This is a genomic window from Rathayibacter sp. AY1D1 (assembly GCF_002932635.1).
GTDB lineage: Bacteria > Actinomycetota > Actinomycetes > Actinomycetales > Microbacteriaceae > Rathayibacter.
The window spans coordinates 31,480-46,209 of sequence record NZ_PSVY01000014.1 but is presented as its reverse complement, the minus strand read 5'-3'; the positions used below and the strand labels follow the sequence as shown (position 1 = coordinate 46,209).

Sequence of the window (14,730 nt, the reverse complement as noted above, 5' to 3'; positions counted from 1 at the left end):
CGACGCCGCCGCAAGCTCCGGTGAAACGGTCGGTACTGGTCGGTCGTCGTCGGTCACCACCGGATGGCGGCGTCCTCCGCGCTCGGCGTTTGCGCAGGTCAGCGGCTCGTTCGCCCAGTCGGCGCATCAAGCGATAGACGCAAAGCCGACGTGATGAGGTCGTCCGTTCGATTCCGACAGGCGGCTCCGGCGAACCGTTCTGGTGGTCGCGCGATGCGCTGGCCTCACGGCTCTGCCCGACACCGACGTCGCTCTCCTCTGCGACGGACCCCTCGCCGGCTGAGCGCTCGCGGCCGGCATCCTGTCCGTGTGCCGATAGGCCTCGCACCGCTCGGCAACGCAGCGTGGCGTTGCGTCGCGACCTGGCGACGGCTCGGCGGGGCGCGATCGTCTCGTGCGTTGGCGGACTACGGGAGCTTGGACGCGAGGACGTCGGCCGCCAGGATCTCGGGTGCTGCGCCGAGGAGGTGCTGGTTGGCCATCAGGGCTGCGACGATGGCGCCGTTGGCGTGGGCGTCGCGAGCGGCTTCGTCGGGGAATGCATCGAAGATCCAGAAGGTGTCGGCGTGGGTCCTGACCGCGAACCAGACAATCGTTCCTACTTCTTCGTTGGCGAGTGCGACAGCGCCGGCGAGCAGATCGGCGACCGCGTCGTGCTGTCCATCGGCCGCGACGATCTTGGCGACGAAGGCATACGGAAGTGATGCGGGTGTGGACATGAGGGACTCTCCTTGACGTCGGGGTTCTTCGTGGGACGAGTTCAGCGTATGACGAGCGAGGGCCGGTGGGGAGTGGCGTATACGGCAGTATTGCTATTGTTTACGTCATGCGTATCGGACTGATCGCGATCGACGGCTGCTTCGGTTCGGCTATCGCGTCGATCATCGACATCGTGCGGGTGGCCGACGGAGCCCGCGGCGATGTCGACCCGCGGATCGACCCGATCGAACTCGCCATCCTCGGACCGAAACGGCGAGTGACCACGACGGCATCGATGACCCTGTCGGTGGACCACCCGCTGTCGGAGTCCGGAGAGTTCGACGTGGTCGTCGTCCCTGCGCTTGGAACCCTTACGGCCGCCGCTACCAACGACGTCCTCCAGAGCCGAGATGCTCGTTCGGTCATCGCCTCGCTCGGGCGCCTCGACGAGGCGACCACCCGGATCGCCGCGGCGTGCACCGGCGTGTTCGCTGTCGCCGAGACCGGACGGATGCATCATCGGAGGGCGACGACCAGCTGGTTCCTGGGGCCGGAGTTCCTGAAGCGCTATCCGACCGTCGCCCTCGATCTCGACACCATGGTCGTGGTCGACGGGAACCTCGTCACCGCCGGCGCCGCGTTCGCCCACATCGACCTCGCGCTCTCACTCGTGCGATCGATCAGCCCCGACCTGGCCCAACATGTCGCCAAGCTCCTCATCATCGACGAGCGTCCGTCTCAGGCGGCCTTCGTCGCCTACGAACATCTCCGGCACGAGGACCCGATCGTCGTCGAGTTCGAACGCTTCGTGCGCGCCCGCCTGGACGAACCGTTCAACGTCGCCTTCGTCGCGCAGTCGCTCGGCACCAGCCGGCGCACCCTCGAACGACGAGTCCGTGCGGCGCTCAACCTCACTCCGCTCGGCTTCGTCCAACGGCTTCGCATCGAACGAGCTCGGCACCTCTCAGCAACCACGGACTTCACCTCCGCCGAGATCGCGCTACGGGTCGGCTACGCGAATGCCGAGACTCTGCGCTCCCTCCTGCGCAGGGAGCGACGCCGTTCCTGACCTATCGCCATGCCTGTAGCCGGTGTCCTAGCGCTCGACTGGAACCACCTCTCAGCACGTCGCGTCGACGCTCCTGCGTCGCCCCTGGACGACCCACTCGACACGCCCGCAGCACAGGTCATGTGACGTGTCCCGGCTTCCCGGACGGTCGGGGGTTGGGTGGCTGTGATGTCGCTGCGTTCTCGTCGAGGGGGTCAGCAGACTCGATCAGGGTCGACTGGGATGAGACGCGAAGGCGGTCAGGTCAGGGCGGCCGAAGCCGGCCGGCGGGGTAGCGTCGGTCACGTCGAGGTCTTTCGGACGGATGGCGTAGGAACCTCCGTCGTCGGGAGACCTCGACGTCTATCTGCGGACCGACGCTCCCGGCCGACCTACACCCTCATCTGGGAAGAGCCAGCTGAGCTCCGGAATCGGAGGAAGACCCGTGGGCGGATCGGAGGAGCCGGCCTGGGCGGATCCGGAGCCGGAGGTCCACCGGGCGCTCGCGCGGTGGGCGGCGGAGTGCGCGGAGCGCGCCCTCCCCGCGTTCGAGGAGTGGGACCCGGACGATCCCCGGCCCCGGCGCGCGCTCGACGTCCTCCTCGCCTGGGGGCGGGGCGAGGCTCCGATGACCGAGTGCCGCACGGCGGCCTTCGCGGCGCACGCCGCAGCCCGCGCCGCTACGCAGGCGGGCGAGCCGGCCGCCACCGCTGCCGCGCGGGCGGCCGGGCAGGCCGCAGCCGTCGCGCACATGGTCGGTCACTGCTCGCACGCCGCCGTGGAGAGCAGCGCGCAGCCTCGGGCCTACACGCGAAGGAGCGCGCAACGGATCGTCGCTCTCACTGAATCCGCCCGCTGCGCGGATGCTCTCCCAGCGATCTTCTCGCGTCGTTGAACGTCCGCGACTGCTGTGTCGTGTCCTCGGTGGGACCACCTCGGCCCCCGCACTACAGGAGGCATCATGCTCAAGCGAATCGCGACCACTGTGACGACTGCGGCGTTCGCCGCCGTCCTTCTCGCCGGATGCTCGACGGCCGCCGGCTCGGCCGCCTCGTCGGAAGCGCCGGCCGACAGCCCCTCCGCCACCGCGATGGCCTCCGCCACCGCGACCGCCTCCGCTGGGACGGCGGCTCTCACGACGGCGTCCTCGCCGCTGGGCGAGATCATCACGGACGAGGCCGGCTACACCGTCTACACATTCGCCAAGGACACGCAGAACTCGGGCAGCAGCAGCTGCTACGACGAGTGCGCCACGACCTGGCCGGCCGTGTCGGCGTCCAGCACGACCGCCGCGGACGGGATCACCGGAGAGGTCGGCTCGATCACGCGCACCGACGGGACGACCCAGCTGACCGTCGACGGATGGCCGGTCTACCGGTTCGCGAAGGACACCGCGCCGGGCCAGGTCAACGGGCAGGGTGTGAAGGACGCCTGGTACGTCCTCCTCCCCGACGGCACGATGAACAAGGAAGCCGCGGCCATGAGCACCGCCACCCCGGCGTCCTGATGCGACGGCGACCCGTCCCCGCGCAGCGAAGCGCATCGTCGGGCCGGGTCGCCGGTTCTCGACAGGCATGGACGGAAGGGATGACCGGCAGTGATCGCAGCAACCGTGATGAGGGAGCGCACCGTGGCGCTTCGAGGCGGTGAGCGTTGTGCCCCGCCCCGTCGATGAGCTCCTGGCGGCGCTGTACGAGAGTCACGGCCCGGCCTTGCGGCGCTTCGTGCAGAACCTCACTCGGAACGCGGCGCTGACGGAGGACGTCGTGCAGGAGACGATGGTCCGGGCCTGGCAGCGCCCGCAGGTCCTCGAACGCGACGCCGACGCCGCTCGCGCGTGGCTGTTCACCGTCGCCCGCAACCTCGTCATCGACGACGCCCGATCCGCTCGGAGCCGACGCGAGGTGCCGGCGAAGGACGAAGACGGCGGCGGCGCCGTCCCCGATCGCACCGACGCGGTCCTGGACAGCATCCTGGTCGCCGACGCTCTCGCATCGCTGTCGGTGGAGCATCGTCAGATCGTGGTGGACGCGTACTTCCTCGGACACACCGTCCCCGAGATCGCCCGCCGGCACTCCATCCCCGAGGGAACAGCGAAATCTCGATTGCACTACGGACTGCGCGGACTGCGACTGGCTCTGCAGGAAAGGGGCGTCACCCGATGAACGACCACCACGGAAGCTCTGGGACGGAGGACGAGTACCGCGACTGGGACGCGTCCTACGTCCTCGGCGCTCTCCCCGCAGATCAGCGACTCGAGTACGAGCAGCACCTCAGCGGCTGCGCGGCCTGCCGCGCGGCCGTGGCAGAGCTGGCAGGACTGCCCGGCATCGTCGGCCGCCTCTCCGTCGAGGACGCTCTCGCCATCAGCGCATCGGACGACGGCGAGGAGGCGCCGCCGTCGATGGTGACGCTGCCCGCCATCGCCCACCGTGTCCGGACGCGCCGACGTCGGCGCCGGCTGGTGACGTCCCTCGCCGTCGCGGCCGCCGTCACCGCCTCCGTCTTCGGAGGTGTCGCTCTCGGCACGGGCATCGCGGGCGCTCCCGTGGCGAGCGAGGCGACCCTCGAACCGATGGACCCGATCGCGGCCGATCCCGCTCTCGCTGCGGACATCCAGGTCGAGGGGAAGCCGTGGGGCACCCGGCTGGAGTGGAGCTGCACCTACAGTGGTGATGCGCCCGCCGACGCGGAGTACGAACTCGTGATCACCCGCACAGACGGCAGCACGATCACCGTCGCCACCTGGACGGCGGCCGGGCGGCGCGCCGTCGACCTGGCGGCGTCCACGGGCGTCGCCCGGTCGGAGATCACCGGCGTCGACATCAGGGTCCGCGGCACGAACTCCCCCCTCGTCCGCACCGACACCTGAGACACCGCCCACCCGCAGGAGACACCGACACTGCCCGCGGTGCCGCGGGCACCGGACAGGAGCAGACCATGAGCACCGAGACCACGCCGCTGCACATCACCCGCGAGGGCCCGAGAAGCTTCATCGGCCGCAACGCGCGAGGAGCCGAGGTCCGCATCGGCGGGTCGGACGCCGACGGCGTGTTCTCGCCCGGCGAGCTGCTGCACCTCGCCCTCGCCGCCTGCGGCATGCTCTCCTCGGACCACATCCTCGCCAGCCGGCTCGGAGCCGACTTCGAAGCGACCACCGACATCACCGCGACCAAGCCCGAGGGCGAGGACCGCTACGACTCGATCGCCGCCGTGATCCGCGCCGACCTGTCGGCGCTCGATCCCGAGCGGATCGCCTCACTGTCCGAGCGCACCCACCGGGCGGTCGACCGCCAGTGCACCGTCGGCCACACGCTCGAGCACGGCGCGGCGTACACCGTCGACGTCGTGGACGACCAGGCCGCCCCCGTCAGCGGTTCGAGGACGGGGGCCGTCTGAGATCAACACCCCATCGGTCACGGCGACCGGTGACGACCGAGACGCGGACGTCTCCCTTCAGTACCGTCAGTCTGCGACTCGCCGACCGGATCCGAGACGATTCGCGAGGCGGAGCGCGTTCACGGAGCGGAGGTGCTGGTCGGCGCGGTGACGCCCGTTGGCCGGTGAGGGGTGCGGTGCCGCGAGGACGGGGACGACACGGGAATCATCGTGCAGGGTCAGATAGCGCATGACCCCGTCGAGCGCCACGGTCCCGTAGGTGACGACGGCTTCGAGCGCGGGCAGCAGCTCCAGCAGCTCACCGAGCGCGAGCCGGCCCTGCTCGATGTCCGCGGGGCGGACGCGGCCAGGGATCTCCCACGGGATGAGGTTCCACCGGACGTAGTGGTCGCGGGAGAGTCCGGACTCGATGCGGGCCGCCCGGAACGCGGCGGCGGTGGGCCCGAGGTTGTCTTCGCTGCAGACGGCAGCGGATCCCGCGGCGATCGTCCGAGGGCCGGGTGACTGCATCAGCACCAGGACGCGACTGGCGGTGCCGCCGGAGCGGGGATCGAAGCCCGGAACGAAGCGTCCGGTCGCGTCCGCGGTACTCCGCCAGGTCTCGGCGAGGGCGTTCAGGGTTCGGACATCCACGATGCTCCTCGATCCCGGTCAGGCCGGCCGCGGTGGTGCGAGCAGGGTGCCGCGGATCACGGAACCGTGGAACGTGCGGGCGGCGACGATGATCCACGCGGCGACCAGGCCGACGTAGTAGAGCACGGCGAGGCCGGCGACGACCGTGAGACCGGAGTGCAGGGCGAGGCCGTTCAGTCCGGTGACGCAGGTGCCGACGGGGAACGTGAACGACCACCACGTCAGACTGAACGGCAGGTGCTCCTTCGCGGTGCGGAGGGTGATCGCGAGGGCGATGACGGTCCAGAGCAGCGCGAAGCCGAGCATCGCGAAGCCGTACACCAGAGCCACGACCAGCAGCGCACGCGCCATGCCGGCGTCCACGACGGTGGGCGCGTTCGAGGCGAGCAGATTCACAGCGGTGATCGACTGTCCGACCGGACCGAGGACGATCCACAGCGTCGGCACCATCCCCGCCGCTCCTACCTTGTGCTGCGCGAGCCGGTTCCAGATCAGGGTGATCACCACCAGTGACGCGATCAGGCTGAGGCCGAAGAAGCCGTAGCAGGACCACAGGAGCGTCTCCCGCGCTTGCCCGGCGGGCGCGTACGGCAGCAGCACTGCGCCGGTGGAAGCGGACACCATCGGCGGAACGATCGGCATCAGCCAGCCGCCGAACGCCGAATCGGGCTTGTTCTCATGCCGGGTGAACGCGAGGTAGGGCACCAGGACCGCCGTCGCCAGCCCGCCGAGAGTCCCCGCACCCCAGAGCACCCAGTCGATGGTGACAGCGGCCGGCACGCCGATCCAGTCCTTGCCGAGGAGGAGGGTTCCCGCGCCGACGGTGAGGAACGCCATGGGAGGCGCGCCGTAGAAGTGCGAGAGGACCGGATTCAGGTGGTGCCTCATCGCTGTACCGCGGTAGCGGACCCAGTGCAGCCCGGTCGCGACCGTCAGCGCGACGAGCAGCAGTGCGGAGATCGCCCAGACGACGGTGGCCCCGGTCCGCAGTCCGGGGAACTGGAGTGGCAGGGATGCGGCGGCGACCGCGACGATGCCGGTGCCCATGATCGACGCGAACCAGTTCGGCGTCAGGTTCGACACGATCAGTCCCGGATGCTCCAGCTCCCGGAACAAGCGCCTCGACCGCGGAGGATGCCCGATCGAGGAAGATGCGCGGGCGGGGGAGAGAGTTGTCATGACTCCAGCCTGAGCATCGCCGTCCCCAGCCGATACAGCGATCGTGTTGGCGGGGCACAATGAGTGCTTGTGGCAACGCGGCGATTGACGGACCGGATCCTGGATCTCGACACGCTGGAGGTGCTCGAACGCGTCGCCGAGGCGGGCTCGCTCTCCCGCGCTGCCGAAGCCCTCGGCGTCACCCAGCAGGCCGTCTCGGCGCGTCTGCGGGTAGCGGAGCGCGCCATCGGGCAGCCGCTCGTGCGCCGCTCTCCGACCGGGTCCCTGATGACCGACGCGGGCCGGCTCGTGCTCGAGTTGGCCGGCCCGGTCCTCGAGGCGTCCCGCCGCCTCGAGGCGGGCGCGGCGGCACTGCGACAGCCGACCGGCTCACTGGTTCTCGCGGCGTCGCAGACCATCGCCGAACTGCTGCTCCCACGCTGGCTCCTCGAATTCCGACAGCGCACACCCGAGGTGAGTGTGCAGCTGATCGCCGGCAATTCAGCCACGGTCACAGAGCTCGTGCGATCCGGTGCGGCGCAGCTCGGATTCGTCGAGACACCGGCGTCCACGGCCACGCTCTCCTCTGACGTGGTCACGGAGGACGAACTCGCTGTCGTCGTGGCACCGGACCACCCCTGGGCACGCGCGGCGAGTATCAGCGCCGAGGACTTGGCCGGGACCGCACTGCTGACACGAGAGGAAGGCTCCGGCACCCGGACGACCCTCGAAGCATGGCTCCACGACGCCGGGCTCGCACTCACGACTCCCGCCGCGATCCTGGAGACGACGGCGATCATCCGAGCGAACGCCCGCGCCGGCATCGCGCCCGCCGTCATGAGCATCCTCACCGTCGAAACAGATCTCGCCGCGCGCTCACTGATACGAGTGCCCCTCCGCGGACCAGCACTCGTGCGACCCCTCCGCGCCATCTGGTCCGATCGCATCGGGTCGTCCGCGGCGGCGTTCCTGGAGATCGCGCACGAGATGCGCTGACCGGTGCACGGCTCGTCGCAACGCCGATCACGCCAGCGGCCGTGTCTGCTCAACTGCAGCGATCTGGTCGATCTGCCCACGGCGGCACGGACGTCATGTCGCGGTGATGGCGAAGAGTCCCGCGATGCCGACGGTGTAGAGCGCGAGCACGATCAACGAGTCGATTCCCATGCCGGCGATGCGGCGGGTGGGTCGGAAGATCAGTCCGACGATGTAGACGAGGGTGAGCAGGGCGGCGAGAGCGGTGAGGTAGATATCGGACGAGTTCGCCTGCGGGAGGACTGCGGTGCCGGAGAGGACGGTGGCGACGAGGAACAGGACGGGGAGGAAGGCGTTGCCGCCGAAGATGTCGCTGATGGCGAGGTTGTCGTCGCCCTGCTTGATGGCTTGCAGCCCGGTCGAGATCTCGGGGAGGGAGGTGGCGAGAGCGAGCACGGTGGCTCCGAACAGCACCCCGGAGAGACCGAGCTGCGAGGATGCTGCATCACCGGCGCGCTCGAGCACGACACCGGCGAGGAGGGTCGCCGCGGCGGAGATCGTGAACACGATGGTCGCCTTGCGTGTGCTCATCGGGTGCGTCTTCTTCTTCGAGGGGGATGCTGTCGCGTCGGGGGCCCGCCCGTCCTCGTGCCAGGGGAGGTGCTTGCCGGAGCGTTGCACGAGCAGCAGCCCGACGACCCAGAGGCCGGCGATGAGGACGACGTCCGGGGTCAGGCGCAGCACTTCCAGTCCGGAGGGCAGCTGGCTGCCGGCGATGACGACGGCGAGCACCGCGACGACCACGAGCCCCTCGAGCACGAGTGTGAGGGATGCGGCACGGTAGGTGAGCGGCTTCGCACCCTTTCCGCGCTTGCCGAACAGGTCGAGGACGACGAGGACCACGGTCTGCAGTGCGATGCCGCCGAGGATGTTGCCGACCGCGACGTCCAGGTTCCCGGAGAGCGCGGCGGACACGGTGATCGCGATCTCCGGCAGGTTCGTCGCGACGGCGAGAACGATCAGACCGCCCAGCGCACTCCCCAGGTGCAGACGCGCGTCCAGAACGTCCGTGGCCTTCGACAACTGGATGCCGGCGACCCACACCACTGCGGCGGCGGCGAGAAAGATGACGACGAGAACAACGAAGGGCAGACCATCCATGCAGTGAGTGAACCGCGCCGACGACGATTCGCGACCCCCTTGCGCCTGAGCTGCTTCTCACCGCCTCGCGCGCGGTGGTCTCCGTGGTGATCGGTTCGACCGCGTGCCATCCTCGACGACACCCCGATCGTCGGGTCGAGCCTGATCCCGCCGTTCGTTCCCGAGGCGCGCTTCGTCAGTAGCAGCCGATTCGGGTACGCCGCAGCGTCCGCACGTGTACGCGCGGGCAGCTGGCGGGGACCGGACCCTTGGGAAGGGGCCGGTGTCGCCCGCAGTGCATCTGCGACACTCCACTGGCTCCAGATCCTGCGATCCTCGAGCGGCTTGACCGGATCGTCGGTGACCGTGTCCCGTGGCAGACGCATCAGATGGCCGGTGACGTTGCACACGCTCTGGCGACGCTCGCGGACCGTGTCGATGCGGTCATGATCATTGTCGGCACGAAGGAGCCGTCTCTGCGTCGCACCGTGCAGGAGGTCTTCTCCGGTGCCGTCGGCGCCCGTCTCGCTCACCGTCAGCACCGGCCGGCCCTCATGATCCCCCTCGCCCCGGTCGATGATTCGGAGCCGCTGCCCTGGTCCTGACCGAGGTGCGGGCGTAGGCTGACGGCAGTGGTGATGGATCCCACCCGAGCGTGAGCTCGAACTGCCGCCGAGGCTGATGGTTCCTACCTTCTCGATCAGAGACCAGGTAGGTGACCCATGCCCGCGCATCCCCCGCTCGTCCTCGTGCGCCACGGTGAGAGCACCGGCAACGCCGACGGTCTCTTCTGCGGCGTCCTCGACGTCCCCCTCACCGACCTCGGACGTGACGAAGCGCGACAGGCCGCGACGCTACTGAGGGACGCATCGATCGACCCCGATCTGATCCTCACGTCGACCCTGCAACGCTCCACCGAATCGGCCCGGATCATCGCCGGCGCCCTTCCAGGGCGGCCGCGGATCGTCGCGGCCCAGTGGCGGCTGAATGAGCGCAACTACGGAGCGCTCACCGGCCTGTCCACAAGCGCCGTCGGAGCCCGGTACGGGGCCGACGCCTTCCTGGAGTGGCGCCGGTCGATGGACGTCCGCCCGCCTGCTCTGTCCGCCGCCGCCTTCGTGCAGCTGCACAGGTCCGCGGCGTTCCGTGGGCAGCCGGCCGAGGCGATGACGGAGACGGAGTCGTTGCGCGACGTCGTCCACCGACTGCAGCCGCTCCTCGAGGAGCGCATCCTGCCCGCCCTCCAGGAGGGCGAGACGGTGCTCATCGTCGGGCACGGCAACTCCCTGCGCGCGCTGCGGGCCCTTCTCGAGGACCTCGGCGATGCCGCGGTCCGCGATCTGAACATCCCGACGGGTCAGCCGTACCTGTACGACACCGGGCCGTCCGGGACACCGATCTCGAGGAGCGGACGCTACCTCGACCCCGCAAGAGCCGACCGGGCGGCGATCACGCTCGCCCACGAAGGAGGAACCTGATGAACGCCTACATCAGCCACACCCGCACCAGCATCCACGGGACGGGCGAGTACGTCACCCACCCCGCCGGACACCCGCTGGTCATCACCGACGTCGCCGCACGGCAGATCCTCGACTCCCGCGGCTTCCCGACCGTCGCTGTCACCCTGCGTCTGGACGACGACACCGTCCTGGACGCCTCCGCCCCCGCGGGCGCCTCGACGGGCGCGTTCGAAGCGGTCGAGCTGCGCGACGGCGGCCCCGCGTTCGGCGGACGCGGAGTCCGCTCCGCTGTCGCGGCCGTCGACGGCGAGATCCGCGCCCTCCTGCTCGATCACTCCTGGACTTCGCTTCGCGAGATCGACGAAGCGCTGCGAGCACTGGATGGAACCGTGAACCTCGCCCGCCTCGGAGCGAACTCCGTCGTCGCCGTCTCCATCGCGGCCGCCCGCGCCTTCGCCGCGCGCACCGGCCTGCCCCTGCACCGGTGGATCGCCGATCACACCGGGGCGACCGCCTCCCTGCCCGTCCCGCACTTCAACGTCATCAACGGTGGCGCGCACGCCGCGAACGGCCTCGACTTCCAAGAGTTCATGATCGCCCCCGTCTCCGCCGGCACCGAGGAGGAGGCCGTGCAGGTCGGCGCCGAGATCTATCACGCCCTCGCCGCCCGCGTCCGCACCGCCTACGGCACCTCCGGGCTCGGCGACGAGGGCGGCTTCGCGCCCCCCATCGACCGGCCCGAAGACGCCCTGGACCTCCTCGTCGCAGCGATCACCGACGCCGGATACCAGCCCGGCACCGGTGACATCGCGATCGCGATGGATCCCGCCGCGAACGGCTTCTTCCACGGCGACGGCCACTACACCGTCGCCGGCACCGATCTCGACCGCGACGCACTCGCCCGCTACTACGAGAAGCTGATCGCCGACTACCCGATCCGCAGCATCGAGGACGGCTTCGCCGAGGACGACCACGAGGGCTGGGCCCTCCTCGCCCACGCCATCAGCGACCGGGTGCAGCTCGTGGGAGACGACCTCTACGTCACCGACGCCGACCGCATCCGCGACGGAGCCCGCAACGGCTACTCCAACGCCGCACTCATCAAGCCCAATCAGATCGGCACCATCACCGGCACCCTCGACGCGATCGCGGCCGCGCACGACGCCGGCATGCGCTGCATGGTCTCCCACCGCTCCGGCGAGACCCTCGACACCTTCATCGCCGACCTCTCGGTGGGAACCGGAGTCGGGCAGATCAAATCCGGCGCCCCCGCGCGCGGCGAGAGGGTCGCGAAGTACAACCGCCTCGTCGACATCGAACACCTCGACCCCACGCTGCACTACGGTCTCACCCACTGACCCGCCCCCTCCCGAAAGGTCCCACTCCCCGTGACTGATGACCGCCACCGTCACCGCCCCCCGGACCCCGACCCCGAGCTGCCGGTCGACAGCGACCTCGACGTCGACGACGCCCCCGACGGGACGCCACGACCCGTGCACCTGCGTCCGCGATACCTCCTCCTCGTCGCCGCCGGCGGCACGGTCGGGACCGGGGCGCGGGAGGGCCTGACCCTCGCGTTCCCCGCCGATCCCGCCTTCGACACCGTCGTCTTCGCCATCAACATCGTCGGCGCGCTCCTGCTCGGCGTACTCCTGGAGAGCCTCGCCAGAGCCGGCAGCGACGAGGGCCGACGCCGCACCGCACGGCTGCTGCTCGGTACCGGAGCGCTCGGAGGCTTCACCACCTACAGCACCCTCGCCACCGACACCGCCCACCTGCTCACCACAGGACACCCCGCACCCGCCGCCCTCTACGCGCTCGGCACCGTCCTGCTCGGTGCCCTCGCGTCCTGGACCGGAGTCGCCCTCGCCGCAGCACTCCACCGGCGACGCACGCAGAGGAAGGTGCGGGCATGACACCCGCACTGTTCCTCGCGCTCTCCCTCGCCGGTGGAATCGGAGCCGCAACACGGCTCCTCCTCGACGGGCTCATCAAGGCCCGCACCGGCGGCGCCTACCCCTGGGGCACCACCGTCATCAACGTCACCGGATCACTCCTCCTCGGCCTGATCACCGGCCTCGCCCTCGCAGGCATCGCCCCCGAGCCGTGGCGACTCGTCCTCGGCACCGGCTTCCTCGGCGGCTACACCACCTTCTCCACCGCCAGCCTCGAAACCGTCCGTCTCCTCGCCGAAGGACGCCAACTCGCCTCCGCCATCAACGCCCTCGGCACGCTCCTCCTCAGCGTCATCGCCGCAGCAACAGGACTCTGGCTCGGAGGCGCGCGATGAGCATCATCGATGCACCCTCACCGGCAGTGGTGGTCGGCCTTGCCGGCGTCGATTCCGGCCCGGAGTCGGGGCACGCAGGGTCCTTCCGTTCAGCGGGTGCGGTGCGCCGTGAACGACCTCGCCGGCATGTCATCACGGGGCGATCTGGTCGCGTCTCTCCATGAGCGGTCCTGCCGTTGCGGGGTCCCGGGCGGCTCATCACGGCATGCCATCAGGCGGCTGAAGGCGGTCAGCCGTACCCGGGACCCCTGGCGCGTTCCGGAGCCGACAACTGCCCCGAATCCACGGAGACAACGGTGAGGAAGGCGGTCGGACTCCGGGGGAGCGACGCCGACCGGGACGCGGAGCGGCGTCAGCAGTGGGAGGGCCTCGACCCCGTGCTGCGCTCCCTCGGCTTCCCGAAGGGACTGTGACGCCGGCCCGGTGGACCTCACCGGGTCGGCGCCCGCGCGCTCAGCGGTTCGCGGGTCGGAGCCCCAGCAGCGTGTCGATGATCACGAAGGCCGCGAGGCTCGCCCCCAGGAGCGGGAGGAACAGCCCGACCGCGGCGGCGACCACCAGGACGGACGCGACTCCCCACCACGGCGCGCGCCGGAGAGCTCCCCGGGCCGGCGGGGTGCCGACGAGCCGTCGGGGGCCGCGGGTGGGGCGGCGCTTCCACCACATCAGGTACCCGAGCACGACCATCGTGGCGATGCCGGCCGCGGTGACGAACAGCAGCAGCTGGTTGGGCAGCCCGAACATCGAGCCCATGTGCGTGTCGATGCCCCAGCGGGAGAGCTTGGCGACGAGGCCGAAGTCGGCGAAGTCGACCCGGTCGACGACCTGCATCGTGCTCCCGTCGATCGCGACGCCGTCGACCTCGGTCGGGAAGCTGCGCTGGATCTCCTGCACGACCCAGGCCGAGCCCTCCGCCGCGGGCGGCCGGATCTCGACCAGTCCCGTGTTCACGTTGACCTCGCGGGCGACCGAGAGCACCGAGTCGTAGGCGGCCGGCGAGTAGCCCGCCGTCGACTCGACGGCGTCGCCGGTGGCCGCGCCGTGTCCGACGTGCCCGGCGTGTCCGGCGTGCTCGTCGGCCACCTCGCCGGTCCGGTCGCCGAGCGTCGTCCCCAGCGAGGGCGTGGTCCAGCCGACAGCGGAGCGGAGGGTCTCGAAGTTCCCGCCTCCGTAGAGCGACCAGGTGATGCCGGTGGTCGAGAGGAACAGGGCGCCGACGAGCAGCCAGACGCCGGTGGAGGCGTGCCAGGAGAACAGGCGCTTGTAGCCGGTGGTCCTCGGCGCGGGGCGCAGCAGGTCCCTCTTCACGCGGGCGCGGCGGAGGCGGATGATCCAGAGGCCCAGGCCGGCGAGGGCGACGACCCCCAGCCAGGAGGCGGCGAGCTCGCTGTAGTAGCGGCCCACGTCCCCGAGGTGCAGCGTCCGGTGCAGGTCGCTGACCCAGGTCCGCAACGGCAGGGCGCCGCTGGTGCCGTAGGCGGTGAGGTCGCCGCGGACGTCGGCGGTGGCCGGGTCGATGAAGACCGCGCGGGTCTCGCTGGCGCCGAGCGACGGGTCCGCGTACATCACCCGGGTGGTGTCGCCGGGGTTCGGTGCGGGGCGGACGGCGACGATGCTCTGCCCGCCTCCGGTGTACGCGTCGGCGGCGTCGATCTGGTCGGCCAGGGGCACGTAGGTGTCCGCTTCGGGGGCGTGCAGCTCCTGCGCGTAGACGACCTGCTCGAGCTGCGGGGTGAGTGCGTAGAGCGCTCCGCTGGTCGCGGCGACGAGGATGAACGGCCCGACGAACAGGGCGGCGGAGAAGTGCAGGCGGAGCAGCAGCTGTCCGAGCCAGCCTCCGCTGCTTCTGCGCGGCGGGGGCGGGGTGTCGGCGGAGTCGCGGGGTCTCGTGGCGGTTGTGGCCATGCTTCTGGTCCTTCGGTGCTGTG

17 protein-coding genes and 1 riboswitch are annotated in these 14,730 nt (G+C 70.4%); of the genes, 12 read left to right on the top strand and 5 right to left on the bottom strand.

The annotated features are described in order from the left end of the window. Positions 1-407: 407 nt before the first annotated feature. Entirely contained in the window at positions 408-719 is a 312-nt protein-coding gene (locus tag C5C56_RS10540; RefSeq protein WP_033107114.1) for a putative quinol monooxygenase, read from the bottom strand. Between the two features lie 107 nt (positions 720-826). On the opposite strand from C5C56_RS10540, the gene C5C56_RS10535 reads away from it, so the two are divergent. The 6 genes from C5C56_RS10535 (at position 827) to C5C56_RS10510 (ending at position 5,146) form a co-directional block, all read left to right on the top strand. Then, positions 827-1,768, top strand: coding sequence for a GlxA family transcriptional regulator (locus C5C56_RS10535; protein ID WP_053548963.1), 942 nt, complete (start codon positions 827-829; stop codon positions 1,766-1,768). Between the two features lie 424 nt (positions 1,769-2,192). Beyond that, a complete protein-coding gene (locus C5C56_RS10530; RefSeq protein ID WP_146086476.1) occupies positions 2,193-2,642 on the top strand; it encodes a putative immunity protein in 450 nt (149 codons plus the stop codon). Positions 2,643-2,708: 66 nt separating this feature from the next. Continuing rightward, positions 2,709-3,254 (top strand): hypothetical protein, encoded by a 546-nt coding sequence (locus C5C56_RS10525; RefSeq protein ID WP_104224787.1) that lies wholly within the window; start codon positions 2,709-2,711, stop codon positions 3,252-3,254. A 148-nt stretch (positions 3,255-3,402) separates the two neighbouring features. Beyond that, complete coding sequence (locus C5C56_RS10520) at positions 3,403-3,912, top strand: sigma-70 family RNA polymerase sigma factor (RefSeq protein WP_056865923.1); 510 nt, start codon at positions 3,403-3,405, stop codon at positions 3,910-3,912. Then, positions 3,909-4,619, top strand: a complete 711-nt coding sequence (locus C5C56_RS10515; RefSeq protein ID WP_104319564.1) for an anti-sigma factor — start codon at positions 3,909-3,911, stop codon at positions 4,617-4,619. The genes C5C56_RS10520 and C5C56_RS10515 overlap by 4 nt, the downstream gene beginning before the upstream one ends. A 68-nt stretch (positions 4,620-4,687) precedes the next feature. Further along, the gene (locus C5C56_RS10510) at positions 4,688-5,146 is read left to right on the top strand and encodes an OsmC family protein (RefSeq protein WP_104319563.1); all 459 of its coding nucleotides are present in this window, start codon (positions 4,688-4,690) and stop codon (positions 5,144-5,146) included. 66 nt (positions 5,147-5,212) lie between these two features. On the opposite strand, the gene C5C56_RS10505 is transcribed toward C5C56_RS10510, so the two are convergent. Both C5C56_RS10505 and C5C56_RS10500 read right to left on the bottom strand, forming a co-directional pair. After that, positions 5,213-5,779 carry a uracil-DNA glycosylase family protein gene (locus C5C56_RS10505; RefSeq protein ID WP_258065660.1) on the bottom strand — a complete coding sequence of 189 codons (567 nt, stop codon included), beginning with the start codon at positions 5,777-5,779 and terminating at the stop codon, positions 5,213-5,215. Between the two features lie 18 nt (positions 5,780-5,797). Continuing rightward, positions 5,798-6,958 carry a TDT family transporter gene (locus C5C56_RS10500; protein ID WP_104319561.1) on the bottom strand — a complete coding sequence of 387 codons (1,161 nt, stop codon included), beginning with the start codon at positions 6,956-6,958 and terminating at the stop codon, positions 5,798-5,800. A gap of 69 nt (positions 6,959-7,027) precedes the next feature. Here C5C56_RS10500 and C5C56_RS10495 point away from each other — a divergent pair, with 69 nt between their 5' ends. Beyond that, the gene (locus C5C56_RS10495; RefSeq protein ID WP_104319560.1) at positions 7,028-7,933 is read left to right on the top strand and encodes a LysR family transcriptional regulator; all 906 of its coding nucleotides are present in this window, start codon (positions 7,028-7,030) and stop codon (positions 7,931-7,933) included. 93 nt (positions 7,934-8,026) lie between these two features. On the opposite strand, the gene C5C56_RS10490 is transcribed toward C5C56_RS10495, so the two are convergent. Further along, positions 8,027-9,073, bottom strand: a complete 1,047-nt coding sequence (locus tag C5C56_RS10490; RefSeq protein ID WP_104267626.1) for a sodium:calcium antiporter — start codon at positions 9,071-9,073, stop codon at positions 8,027-8,029. A 425-nt stretch (positions 9,074-9,498) separates the two neighbouring features. Between C5C56_RS10490 and C5C56_RS10485 the strand changes: the two genes are divergently transcribed. From C5C56_RS10485 to crcB, 5 genes are all read left to right on the top strand, one after another. Further along, positions 9,499-9,657: a hypothetical protein gene (locus C5C56_RS10485; protein ID WP_181027259.1), complete on the top strand. Its 159-nt coding sequence runs from the start codon at positions 9,499-9,501 to the stop codon at positions 9,655-9,657. 20 nt (positions 9,658-9,677) lie between these two features. Next, positions 9,678-9,750: riboswitch (Fluoride riboswitch) on the top strand. 24 nt (positions 9,751-9,774) lie between these two features. Next, positions 9,775-10,530 carry a 2,3-diphosphoglycerate-dependent phosphoglycerate mutase gene (locus tag C5C56_RS10480; protein WP_104273837.1) on the top strand — a complete coding sequence of 252 codons (756 nt, stop codon included), beginning with the start codon at positions 9,775-9,777 and terminating at the stop codon, positions 10,528-10,530. Beyond that, positions 10,530-11,870: a phosphopyruvate hydratase gene (eno, locus tag C5C56_RS10475; protein ID WP_104319559.1), complete on the top strand. Its 1,341-nt coding sequence runs from the start codon at positions 10,530-10,532 to the stop codon at positions 11,868-11,870. Before C5C56_RS10480 ends, eno begins: the two co-directional genes overlap by 1 nt. 30 nt (positions 11,871-11,900) lie before the next feature. Then, positions 11,901-12,428: a CrcB family protein gene (locus C5C56_RS10470; RefSeq protein WP_258065659.1), complete on the top strand. Its 528-nt coding sequence runs from the start codon at positions 11,901-11,903 to the stop codon at positions 12,426-12,428. After that, a complete protein-coding gene (crcB, locus tag C5C56_RS10465) occupies positions 12,425-12,802 on the top strand; it encodes a fluoride efflux transporter CrcB (RefSeq protein ID WP_104224798.1) in 378 nt (125 codons plus the stop codon). Before C5C56_RS10470 ends, crcB begins: the two co-directional genes overlap by 4 nt. 453 nt (positions 12,803-13,255) lie before the next feature. Here the strand turns inward: crcB and C5C56_RS10460 are convergent, their stop codons facing one another. Continuing rightward, entirely contained in the window at positions 13,256-14,707 is a 1,452-nt protein-coding gene (locus C5C56_RS10460; RefSeq protein ID WP_104319558.1) for a PepSY domain-containing protein, read from the bottom strand. Positions 14,708-14,730 lie beyond the last annotated feature (23 nt).

Excerpts from the sequence above, each read along its gene's own strand:
- C5C56_RS10480 (WP_104273837.1), top strand. The coding sequence starts at position 9,775 with ATGCCCGCGCATCCCCCGCTCGTCCTCGTGCGCCACGGTGAGAGCACC.
- C5C56_RS10510 (WP_104319563.1), top strand. The coding sequence starts at position 4,688 with ATGAGCACCGAGACCACGCCGCTGCACATCACCCGCGAGGGCCCGAGA.
- eno (WP_104319559.1), top strand. The coding sequence starts at position 10,530 with ATGAACGCCTACATCAGCCACACCCGCACCAGCATCCACGGGACGGGC.
- C5C56_RS10540 (WP_033107114.1), bottom strand. The coding sequence starts at position 719 with ATGTCCACACCCGCATCACTTCCGTATGCCTTCGTCGCCAAGATCGTC.
- C5C56_RS10515 (WP_104319564.1), top strand. The coding sequence starts at position 3,909 with ATGAACGACCACCACGGAAGCTCTGGGACGGAGGACGAGTACCGCGAC.
- C5C56_RS10535 (WP_053548963.1), top strand. The coding sequence starts at position 827 with ATGCGTATCGGACTGATCGCGATCGACGGCTGCTTCGGTTCGGCTATC.
- C5C56_RS10460 (WP_104319558.1), bottom strand. The coding sequence starts at position 14,707 with ATGGCCACAACCGCCACGAGACCCCGCGACTCCGCCGACACCCCGCCC.
- C5C56_RS10500 (WP_104319561.1), bottom strand. The coding sequence starts at position 6,958 with ATGACAACTCTCTCCCCCGCCCGCGCATCTTCCTCGATCGGGCATCCT.
- C5C56_RS10490 (WP_104267626.1), bottom strand. The coding sequence starts at position 9,073 with ATGGATGGTCTGCCCTTCGTTGTTCTCGTCGTCATCTTTCTCGCCGCC.
- C5C56_RS10525 (WP_104224787.1), top strand. The coding sequence starts at position 2,709 with ATGCTCAAGCGAATCGCGACCACTGTGACGACTGCGGCGTTCGCCGCC.
- C5C56_RS10485 (WP_181027259.1), top strand. The coding sequence starts at position 9,499 with ATGATCATTGTCGGCACGAAGGAGCCGTCTCTGCGTCGCACCGTGCAG.
- crcB (WP_104224798.1), top strand. The coding sequence starts at position 12,425 with ATGACACCCGCACTGTTCCTCGCGCTCTCCCTCGCCGGTGGAATCGGA.